We start from the raw sequence: 9,787 nt of genomic DNA on the forward strand, positions 1-9,787 counted from the left end.
GTTCCGCGCCGCCACGACGACGCGGGCCAGGCTCATCGATCTGACACCCTATTTCTGCGCCGACAGCTGCCCCGCCATCGTCGGCGACTCCCTCGTCTACCGCGATTCGCACCACCTCACAGCGAGTTACGCGCGCAAGCTCGCGGCGCCGCTCGCAGCACGGCTCGCGCCCTATCTGCCATAGCCTTGATCGGTGAGCGACCCGGACCATCCCGCCCCCGTCACCGCCGTCGAGAAGCCGCGCCGCTCACTGTTCGTCGACCTCACCCCGCTCAGGGAGAGCCCGCCGTTCGCACGGCTGTGGGGCGGAAATGCGATCGCCGGGATCGGCAGCCAGATCACCGTCGTCGCGGTCGGCCTGCAGATCTACGACCTCACCGGGTCGACGCTCGCGGTCTCGCTCGTCGCCCTGTTCGCGCTCGGGCCGATGGTCGTGTTCGGCCTGTACGGCGGGATGCTCGCGGACGTGTTCGATCGGCGCAGGGTGGCGCTGATCTCGGCGCTCGTCGCCTGGGCCTCCACGGGCGGCATCTGCGCGCTCGCCTGGGCCGGCTCGGAGGCGGTGTGGCCGCTGTACCTGCTCACGATGGCGAACACGGTCGGTGCCACCGTGTTCGCCTCGGCCGACACGGCGATCACTCCCCGCCTGCTGCGCACCGAACTGCTGCCCGCGGCATCCGCCCTGAACGGCATCTCCTCCGGCATCACGATCACGGTCGGCCCCGCGGTCGCCGGCGTCCTGGTCGCCGCGGTCGGCTATGGCCCGACGTTCTCGATCGACGTCGTGACGTTCACCTGCGCGTTCCTGGCCGTCGTGCTGCTGCCGCCGATCGTGCCGGAAGGCGGCGCCGAGCGCCCGGGACTGCGATCGCTCGTCGAGGGAGCGCGGTTCCTGCGGCGGGCGGCCAACATCCGCACCTCGTTCATCGCGGACATCATCGCCATGACCTTCGGCCAGCCCCGTGTGCTCTTCCCCGCCGCGGGTGCGGTGCTGATCGGCGGCGGGGCGGTGACGGTCGGTGTGCTGACCGCCGCCTACGCCGTCGGCGGTCTGCTCTCGAGCGTCTTCTCGGGGCCGCTCGGCCAGGTGAGGGCGCAGGGCCGTGCCGTCGGGCGGGCCATCACGGTCTACGGCTTCGCGATGCTCGCATTCGGGCTCGTCCTGCTCGTGCAGAGTCTCGAGGGGCACGGCCGGGTGTCGCAGCAGTGGAACGGCGTGCACCTTCCTGCGCTCGCCGCCGCCGCTGCCGCGCTGCTGGTGGCGGGCGGCGCCGACAACGTGAGCGCGATCTTCCGGGGCACGATCCTGCAGGCATCCGCCCCCGATGCGATGCGCGGCCGCATCCAGAGCGTGTTCATCGTCGTCGTGACGGCCGGCCCGCGCGTGGGCGACCTCTACATCGGCCTCATGAGCGTCATCGCGGTCGCCCTCTGGCCCGGGCCGGTGCTCGGCGGCATCCTCATCGTCGCCCTGATCTTCGTGCTGATGCGCACGCAGCGCTCGTTCCGGCACTACGACGCCGCGCACCCCGTGCCCTGAACGACGTGTGCCCGTTCCCAGACCGGGAACGGGCACACGCAGAGCTCGGGAACGGGCTACTTCACGCCGAGCAGGTCGATGACGAAGATCAGCGTCTGGCCGCCCAGCGGGTGACCGCTGCCGGCGGGGCCGTACGCGAGGTGCGGCGGGATGGTCAGCTTGCGGCGACCGCCGACCTTCATGCCCGGGATCCCTTCCTGCCAGCCGGCGATGAGGCCGCGCAGCGGGAACTGGATCGACTGGCCGCGGCTCCACGACGAGTCGAACTCCTCGCCGCTGTCGAAGCCCACGCCGACGTAGTGCACGTCGACCGTGGCACCGGGAACGGCCTCTGCGCCGCTGCCGACCTCGAGGTCGACGATCTCGAGCTCGGTGGGAGCGGGACCTTCGGGGGCCTCGATCTCGGGCTTGGTCTTTTCGGTATCTGCCATGTCGTCCATCAAAGCGGTTGCCCCGTCGCCGATGCAAAGCGATCAGCGGATGCCCAGCCGGTATTGCCTGTTCGCGGCCCGCGCGGGACAATGGGGGCAGGAACTCGCCGACGTCTCGCGTTGCAGGCACAGCCGCACCAGGGTCGGCGAGTTTTCATGTGCGGCGGGCGCCGCCCCGGCATCCCGTCACCCGGTGAGCACGCGCTGACGATCCTCGGTCACGGCACGCAGCAGCCGCACCTCGTCGCGCTGTGCACGCGCCCTGCCGTGATCGCTCTGGATGCGCTGGCGCGAGTAGGCGAGCTGCGTCGCATCGCGGATGAAGCGCCGCATCGCCCGCCGCGCTCGCGGGCCCCTCCCCTTGGCCCACAGCCTGGCCTGCCGGCGGCCCCCGCTCGTGCCGAGCAGATCGACCTCGGCGGGGGTGAACCAGCCGGCGCGTGCGTAGAGCGTCAGAGCCTGGTAGGTCAGCTGCGCGTCCCGGCGCCGCGCGAGCAGCACGAAGACGGCGACGAGCGCGAAGATGGGCAGCTCGACGATCAGGTAGAAGAAGAACGCGCCGTTCTCGTTCAGGGCCGAACCCAGGTTGAAGCCGGCGTGCAGCACGATGGCGAGCGCGAGACCGCCGAGGAACAGGGCGGCGGTGCGCCCCGCCCGCAGGCCGCCGCGGGCGGCGGTGCCGAGCGCGATTCCCGTGCAGGAGGTGAAGGTCAAGTGCGCGAACGGCGACAGCACGCCGCGCACATAGAAGGTGTATGCCAGGTCGCTGTCGCCGCCGTCGCGCAGCGCGAGGCCGAAGTACTGGATGTTCTCGACGAAGGCGAAGCCCGCCGCGATGGTCGCGGCGTAGACGACGCCGTCGACGGGCCCGTCGAAGGTGCGCCGCGCGATGAGGAAGATCAGCAGCACGCCGACGCCTTTCGCGACTTCTTCGACCACAGGCGACTGCACCGTGATCATGAAGAACTGCGTGCGGCTCACGCCGAGGTGATGGCTGTAGACGTTGAGCGTCTCGTCGACGATGAGCGCCGTCAGGATCGACACCCCCGCACCCCAGAGGAACGCGAAGACCCGGGCGACGAACGGCTCAGGCTCCCACCGGTCGACCCAGCGCACCACGGCGAGCACCGCGACGAGCGGCACCAGGGCGATCAGCCCGTTGAGCACGACCCCGCCGACGCCGAGCACGCTCACCAGGTACGAGACGACCCAGAGCACCGCCATCGCGCACACGGCGATGCCGATCGTGACGGCGGCGACCATGGGCGCGTTGCGCGGCCGGCGCGCCAGGGCGGGCATGACCGACGAGATCGGCCCCGTCGCCGAGGTCGGCGGCGCGTAGGGGTCGGCGGCGTTCATCGGAACCTCATTCGATGGTCTCGAACACCTTGCCCGGGTTGAGGATGCCCCGGGGGTCGAAGACGGCCTTCACTTGGCGCTGTAGAGCATACGAGTCGGGGCCGAGCTCGTCGATGAGGTGGTGGCGTTTGAGGATGCCGACGCCGTGCTCGCCCGTGAGGGTGCCGCCGAGCTCGAGCGCGGCGCGGAACATCGCGTCGGCCGCCGCGCGGACCTTCGGCGTGAGCACCCCGCCCTCGATGACGAAGTTCGGGTGCAGATTGCCGTCGCCCGCGTGGGCCACGGTCGGGATGCGCACGCCGTACTCGCGCGAGATCTCCGCGATCGCGTCGAAGGCGTCGGCGAGGCGCGAGCGCGGCACGGAGACGTCCTCGATGAGCACCTCGCCGCGAGCCGCGAGAGCCGGGTGGAAGGCGCGACGGATGCCCAGCAGCTGCTCGCCCGTCGCGGCATCCGTCGACACGCGCGCCTGCCCGCCCGCCTGCTCGATCAGCTCGACGGCGCGCAGCACGGTGTCGGCGGCGGGCGACTGGTCGAACTGGACGAGAAGGAACCCGTCGCCGGCCGCCGGCCCCATCGCGTCGCGGATCACCGCGTCGCCCAGGTACTCGCGCACGGCGTCGAGCGCCTGGGCGTCGACCAGCTCCATGACCGCAGGGCGGAGCCGGGCGCCGACGACCGCGGTCGCGGCGGCGGCTGCCTGGCGCACCCGGGGGAAGAAGGCCCCGATCGTGACGACATCGCCGGCGGGCCGGGGCAGCACGCGCACGGTCGCCTCGACGACGACGCCGAGCGTGCCCTCGGAGCCGACGAACAGCGCCGTGAGGTCGTAGCCCGTGACACCCTTCACGGTGCGGTGGCCGGTCTCGATGAGGCGGCCGTCGGCGAGCACCACCTTGAGGGCCAGCACCGCCTCGCGCGTGACGCCGTACTTGGCGCACAGCAGGCCGCCCGCGTTCGTCGCGATGTTGCCGCCGATCGACGAGATCGCCTTGCTCGCCGGGTCGGGGGCGTACCAGAGCCCGAACGGGGCGAGGGCCGCATCGAGGTCGGCGTTGATGACCCCCGGCTCGACGACCGCGAGCTCGTTCGCCGGGTCGATCTCGAGGATGCGGTTCATCTTCGCGACCGAGAGGACGACGACTCCCGTGTCTCCCACGGCTCCCGCGGCCAGCCCGGTGCCCGTGCCGCGCGGGACGACGCCGACACGCGCGTCGTTCGCGAGCCGGAGGGTCGTCTGCACGTGCTCGATGCTTTCGGCCTCGACCAGCGCGAGAGGGGTGCCGGCGGCGAGGAATCCTGACTTGTCGGTACGCACGGCGTCGAGACGGGCGGGGTCTACGGTGACCGCCTCGCCCAGCTCGGCGGACAGTCGGGCGAGGAGATCCATGCCCCGATGCTATTGCCGACTTAACATGGAGGGTGGAGAGGAGATCATCGCGTGAGCACACTCACTGTCGTGATCCCCGCGCTCGACGACGCCGACATGCTGCGTCACGCGCTCGCCGCGTTGGCCGGGCAGACCCGGCCCGTCGACGAGGTCATCGTGGTCGACAACGGCAGCACGGATGCCACCGCAGAGGTGGCTCGCCAGGGCGGCGCTCGGGTTCTGTTCCAGCCCCGCCGCGGCATCATGTCGGCCTCGGCGACGGGCTATGACGCCGCCACGACCGACTTGATCGCGCGCATCGACGCGGATTCCCGGCCGCCGGCCGATTGGGCGGAGCGCGTCGTCGCGGAGTTCGAGGCGTCCCCGAGCATCGGCGTGCTCACGGGGCCGGGCGCCTTCTACGGCCCGCATGCCTGGGCGAACTGGCTCGGCGAGCACCTCTATATCCCCGCGTACTTCCACATCGTGGGGCCGTGGCTCGGCGGCCCGCCGATCTTCGGGTCGAACTTCGTGATGAGGTCGTCGGTGTGGGCGCAGGTCAGCGACCTCGTGCACCGCGACGACCCCCGCATCCACGACGACCTCGACCTGTCCCTGCACCTGCCGCCCGATGTCGTCGTGCGCTACGACGAGAGCCTGCGCGTCGGGGTGTCGGCGCGCCCGCTCGAGAGCTGGCGCGGCATCGGGCGCCGTCTCGCCTGGGCCTACCACACCTTCGCGGAGCACTGGCCCGAGGCGTCGCCGTGGGCGCGGCGCGCGGTGCGACGCGACTGGACGGCGGAGCGCGCAGCGGGCCGGGAGCAGCCGAGCGAGCCGGAGGAGAGCGGCGAGCTCAGCGCGCGCTGAGCTTCTCGCTGGTGCGGAACAGCTGCACCATGTCGAGCGCGAGCTGGTGCGGGGTCGTCTCACAGGGGCTGTGCCCGGTGGCGTAGACCGCGACCGAGGCGCCGATGCGACCCGCGAAGCGCCGGTAGAGCTTGGCCCGCCACAGATCGTGCTCGCCGGCGACCACGAGCTTCGGGATCGCGGACTCGCGCAGCGGCCGGTACAGGTTGGGGGTCTTCATCATGAGGCCGACGATGCCGTCGACGCTCTCGCGCCGGGTGTGGTCGAGGCGCGCGTTCGCGAACGCGAGCCGTTCCGGGGTCACCTTGCTGAAGTTGGTGCGGACGTTCCAGATCATCACCCCGCCGAAGAAATGCTTGGTGAAGAACGGCAGCCGGGCGATCCAGCCGACCGAGCGGATGCCGCCGAAGACCTGGCCCGCGAGGGGCGGGGTCGCAAGCAGGGTCAGCGTGCGCACCAGCTCGGGGCGCTGCACGGTCACGATCTGAGCGACGATTCCGGCGAACGAGAAGCCGAGCAGGTGGGCGGGCGTGCTGCCCGCCTCGAGGAACGCGATCATGTCGTCGACGAACAGCTCGTAGCTCCAGCCGTCGGCGCCCGCGGGGCCCGCGTCGGCGGACTCGTACTGGCCGGGCAGGTCATAGCTCTGCACGAAGTAGCCCTCGCTCGCGAGGATCGGCGCAAGCAGCGCGAAGTCCTCTTTCGAGCCGGTGATGCCGGGAACCATGACGACCCGCTCGCCCTCGGGGTCGCCGAGATCCCACGCGGCGAGCGAGCCGCTGGGCGCCGCGAAGCGGTACGCGCGCGTCCCCTCGGGTGCGACGGACCAGTCGATCGAGGGCAGCGCCTCGTCGAACCCGTAGGCGGACTCGGCGGTCGTGGGAAGGCTCATGCGAGTTGCTCCGCGCGTCGGAAGGTCGCGACCATGTCCAGCGCAAGTTGGTTGGGGGTCGTCTCGCACGGGCTGTGACCCGTGCGGTAGACAGCGAGTTCGGCTCCGATCCTATCGGCGTACTCAGCGTGCAGCCGGACGGACCACAGGTCGTGCTGGCCCGTGGCGACGAGCAGGGGCACCCCGGCCGTGGCGACCGCAGCCGTGACATCCGGTGTGTTCATCATGAGCGCGATGATGTCGTCGACGCTCTCGCGGCGCGTGACGGCCAGGCGTGCGCGCACGAACTCGAGCCGGCGCTCGTCGACGCCGTTCTTGTTGGTCTGGATGCCCCAGATCATCAGCCCCGCGCCGACGTGCGGCGATGCGAACCGCGCGAACGGCCCGACGATCTTGACGCCGCGGAAGACGTTGCCGGTGAGGGGCGGGCTGGTGAGCAGGGTGAGGCTGCGGAACAGCTCGGGGCGGCCGGCGAGCGCGAGCTGCGCGAGGATGCCGGCGAAGGAGTACCCGAGCACGTGGGCCGGCTCGCCCGCTTCGAGGAACGCGATGAAGTCGGCGAGGTAGAGCGCGAAGTCCCAGCGGCCGGTTCGCGCCGAGGGGCCGGCGCCCGCGGACTCGTACTGCCCGGCGAGGTCGTAGGACTGCACGAAGTAGCCGGCTTCGACGAGCGGCGGGGCGAGCAGGACGAAGTCCTCTTTGGAGCCGGTCGCGCCGGGAACGAGCACGACGCGGGGGTTGGCGGGGTCGCCGATGGACCACGCCGCGAGGGTGCCGCTGGGCGCCTCGAAGCGGAAGGCCGTCGCGCGCGGATCGGGCTGCGACCAGTCGATGGGCTGCAGCAGGGCATCGAGTCGCGCGGCGTGCCCGCGGGTCTCGACGGCCGTTTCCATAGCTGACATTCTGCTCTTCCACACGGATCCCACTCATCACCGTGCCGACGTGCGTCAACCGCGCCCGCATGCGCCGCATTCCCGCGGCCGCTCTCACTCCCCCGCAGACGCCCCCGAGAGCCGCTCGGGCGCGAGCTCGATCTCGACCTGCTCGCGCGTCATGAGCCCCGACTCGACCACGAGGTCGGCGATGCTGCGCCCCGTCAGCAGGGCGGTCTTCGCGAGCGCGGCGGATGCCTGATAGCCGATGAACGGCGTGAGCGCGGTGACCACGCTGACACTCGAGCCGACCATCGCCGCGAGCCGCTGCTCGTTCGCGGTGATGCCGTCGACGCAGTTGACGCGGAGCGTGAGGAACGCCTGCCGCATCCAGGTGATCGACTGCAGCAGCGAATGCGCGATGACGGGCTCGAAGGCGTTCAGCTGCAGCTGCCCCGCCTCGACCGCCATCGTGACGGTCGTGTCGGCGCCGACGACCGAGAACGCGACCTGGTTCACCGCCTCGGGGATGACGGGGTTCACCTTCCCCGGCATGATGCTCGACCCCGCCTGCTTCGGCGGCAGGCTGATCTCGCCGAGCCCGGCCTGCGGCCCCGACGACAGCAGCCGCAGGTCGTTGCAGATCTTCGACAGCTTCACCGCGGCGCGCTTGAGGGCCGATGAGAAGGTCATGAACACCCCGGTGTCGCTCGTGGCCTCGATGAGGTCGGTCGCGGTCACCAGGTCGAGTCCGGCGATCTCGGACAGGTGCCGCCGCACCGCCGCCGCATAGCGCGGGTCGGCGTTGATGCCCGTGCCGATCGCGGTGGCGCCGAGGTTGATCTCGGACAGCAGCGGCAGCGTGTCGGTGATGCGGTCGATGTCTTCGGACATCGTGGTCGCCCAGCCGTGGAACTCCTGCCCGAGCGTGAGCGGCACGGCATCCTGCAACTGCGTGCGGCCGATCTTGAGCACGTGCGCGAACTCGCCGCCCTTCGCCGCGAACGCGTCGCGCAGTGCGCGCATCTCGCCGAGCATGCTCGACAGGGAGAAGATCATCGCGATCTTGATCGCCGTGGGGTACACGTCGTTGGTCGACTGGCTGCGGTTGACGTCGTCGAGCGGGCTGAGGAACCCGTAGTCGCCCTTGGCGTGGCCGCCCAGCTCGAGCGCGCGGTTCGCGATGACCTCGTTGGCGTTCATGTTGGTCGACGTGCCGGCACCGCCCTGGATCACGCCCACGATGAACTGGTCGTGCAGCCGCCCGCCGATCACCTCGGCGCACGCCGCGTCGATCAGCGCGGCCTTCTCGGGTGAGAGCACCCCGAGCTCGAGGTTCGCGCGCGCCGCCGCCTGCTTGACCGAGGCGAGCGCGACGACGAGCTCGGGATAGACCGAGATCGGCCGCTTGCTGATGGGGAAGTTGTCGACGGCGCGGGCGGTGTGGATGCCCCAGTACGCCTCGTCGGGAATCTGACGCTCGCCGAGCGAGTCGGTCTCGGTGCGCACGACACCTGCCCTTTCCTGCTCAGCTGAGCTTGCCGAGCACTCTGCGGATCAGTCTCTCGCGAGCGGGGGTGTACGGCGGTGCGATCAGCTGGATCGTGTCGGGCTTGAGCGGCTTGCTGAGCACCGCCTTCTCGTGGCTGAAGGTCACCAGCGACCTGCGGCCGTGGTAGGCGCCTGCGCCGCTCGCCCCGACGCCGCCGAAGGGCAGCCCGTGCACGCCGATGTGGCCGAGCGGGATGCCGAAGCCGAGCGCCCCCGACGAGGTCTCGGTCAGGAAGCGGCGCCGCGTGCGCGCGTCTTCGCTGAAGACGTAGAGCGCGAGCGGCTTGTCGTGGGCGTTGATGAAGCGGATGGCGTCGCTCGGCCCGTCGACGGTCACGAACGGAAGGATCGGGCCGAAGATCTCCTGCTGCATGACGGGCGCGTCCCGGGCGACGCCCGCCAGCACGGTCGGGGCGATGTAGCGCTCGGCGGCGTCGGTCTCGCCGCCGCTGACCAGCTCACCCGCGCCGAGCAGCCCCGAGAGCCGCTCGAAGTGCCGGTCGTTGATCACACGCCCGAAGTCAGGGCTCTGCTTCGGATCGTCGCCGAAATACCGCGCGATCCACGTGGCGATGAGGGGGCCGAGTCTCTGCTGCACGGCCTCGGTCGCGAGCACGTAGTCGGGGGCGATGCAGGTCTGGCCGGCGTTCAGGAAGCGGCCCCAGACGATGCGCGCCGCCGCGGCATCCAGGTCGACCGTGTCGTCGACGTACGTGGGCGACTTGCCGCCCAGCTCGAGCGTGACGGGCGTGAGGTTCTTGGCCGCCGCCTCGAGCACGATGCGGCCGACCGCGCCGTTGCCCGTGTAGAAGATGTGGTCGAGCCGCTGCGCGAGGAGCTCGGTGGTCTGGGGCACGCCGCCCTCGACCACGGCAACCGCGGTCTGGTCGAGGTAGCGGGGCACGA

The 9,787-nt window shown here is 70.9% G+C and carries 10 protein-coding genes; 3 read left to right on the forward strand and 7 right to left on the reverse strand.

Features of this window, described 5'->3' with window-relative positions:
* Both ACM2XV_RS09270 and ACM2XV_RS09275 read left to right on the forward strand, forming a co-directional pair.
* Positions 1 to 184: SGNH hydrolase domain-containing protein (locus ACM2XV_RS09270; protein WP_487026726.1), on the forward strand; the 184-nt coding region annotated here is incomplete at its 5' end.
* A 9-nt stretch (positions 185 to 193) separates the two neighbouring features.
* Positions 194 to 1,540, forward strand: a complete 1,347-nt coding sequence (locus tag ACM2XV_RS09275; protein WP_344773085.1) for an MFS transporter — start codon at positions 194 to 196, stop codon at positions 1,538 to 1,540.
* Between the two features lie 56 nt (positions 1,541 to 1,596).
* On the opposite strand, the gene ACM2XV_RS09280 is transcribed toward ACM2XV_RS09275, so the two are convergent.
* From ACM2XV_RS09280 to ACM2XV_RS09290, 3 genes are all read right to left on the reverse strand, one after another.
* Entirely contained in the window at positions 1,597 to 1,971 is a 375-nt protein-coding gene (locus ACM2XV_RS09280; protein ID WP_344773087.1) for an FKBP-type peptidyl-prolyl cis-trans isomerase, read from the reverse strand.
* 186 nt (positions 1,972 to 2,157) lie between these two features.
* Complete coding sequence (locus tag ACM2XV_RS09285; protein WP_487026727.1) at positions 2,158 to 3,330, reverse strand: PrsW family intramembrane metalloprotease; 1,173 nt, start codon at positions 3,328 to 3,330, stop codon at positions 2,158 to 2,160.
* Between the two features lie 7 nt (positions 3,331 to 3,337).
* Positions 3,338 to 4,720 (reverse strand): FAD-binding oxidoreductase, encoded by a 1,383-nt coding sequence (locus tag ACM2XV_RS09290; protein ID WP_344773091.1) that lies wholly within the window; start codon positions 4,718 to 4,720, stop codon positions 3,338 to 3,340.
* 51 nt (positions 4,721 to 4,771) lie between these two features.
* On the opposite strand from ACM2XV_RS09290, the gene ACM2XV_RS09295 reads away from it, so the two are divergent.
* Positions 4,772 to 5,566, forward strand: a complete 795-nt coding sequence (locus tag ACM2XV_RS09295) for a glycosyltransferase family 2 protein (protein ID WP_487026728.1) — start codon at positions 4,772 to 4,774, stop codon at positions 5,564 to 5,566.
* Here ACM2XV_RS09295 and ACM2XV_RS09300 read toward each other — a convergent pair.
* The 4 genes from ACM2XV_RS09300 to ACM2XV_RS09315 all read right to left on the reverse strand — a co-directional run.
* Positions 5,553 to 6,458 carry an alpha/beta fold hydrolase gene (locus tag ACM2XV_RS09300; RefSeq protein WP_487026729.1) on the reverse strand — a complete coding sequence of 302 codons (906 nt, stop codon included), beginning with the start codon at positions 6,456 to 6,458 and terminating at the stop codon, positions 5,553 to 5,555. The genes ACM2XV_RS09295 and ACM2XV_RS09300 overlap by 14 nt on opposite strands.
* Positions 6,455 to 7,351, reverse strand: coding sequence for an alpha/beta fold hydrolase (locus tag ACM2XV_RS09305; RefSeq protein WP_487026730.1), 897 nt, complete (start codon positions 7,349 to 7,351; stop codon positions 6,455 to 6,457). Before ACM2XV_RS09305 ends, ACM2XV_RS09300 begins: the two co-directional genes overlap by 4 nt.
* Before the next feature lie 93 nt (positions 7,352 to 7,444).
* Positions 7,445 to 8,839, reverse strand: a complete 1,395-nt coding sequence (locus tag ACM2XV_RS09310) for an aspartate ammonia-lyase (protein ID WP_344773099.1) — start codon at positions 8,837 to 8,839, stop codon at positions 7,445 to 7,447.
* 19 nt (positions 8,840 to 8,858) lie between these two features.
* Positions 8,859 to 9,787, reverse strand: a 929-nt coding sequence (locus ACM2XV_RS09315; RefSeq protein ID WP_487026731.1) for an aldehyde dehydrogenase family protein, incomplete at its 5' end; no start/stop codon positions are given.

Source organism: Gryllotalpicola sp. CP2-P1 (genome assembly GCF_057512245.1).

Bases quoted from the DNA above. Each gene is read 5' to 3' on its own strand.
- ACM2XV_RS09280 (WP_344773087.1), bottom strand. From the start codon at position 1,971: ATGGCAGATACCGAAAAGACCAAGCCCGAGATCGAGGCCCCCGAAGGT.
- ACM2XV_RS09285 (WP_487026727.1), bottom strand. From the start codon at position 3,330: ATGAACGCCGCCGACCCCTACGCGCCGCCGACCTCGGCGACGGGGCCG.
- ACM2XV_RS09290 (WP_344773091.1), bottom strand. From the start codon at position 4,720: ATGGATCTCCTCGCCCGACTGTCCGCCGAGCTGGGCGAGGCGGTCACC.
- ACM2XV_RS09300 (WP_487026729.1), bottom strand. From the start codon at position 6,458: ATGAGCCTTCCCACGACCGCCGAGTCCGCCTACGGGTTCGACGAGGCG.
- ACM2XV_RS09305 (WP_487026730.1), bottom strand. From the start codon at position 7,351: ATGGAAACGGCCGTCGAGACCCGCGGGCACGCCGCGCGACTCGATGCC.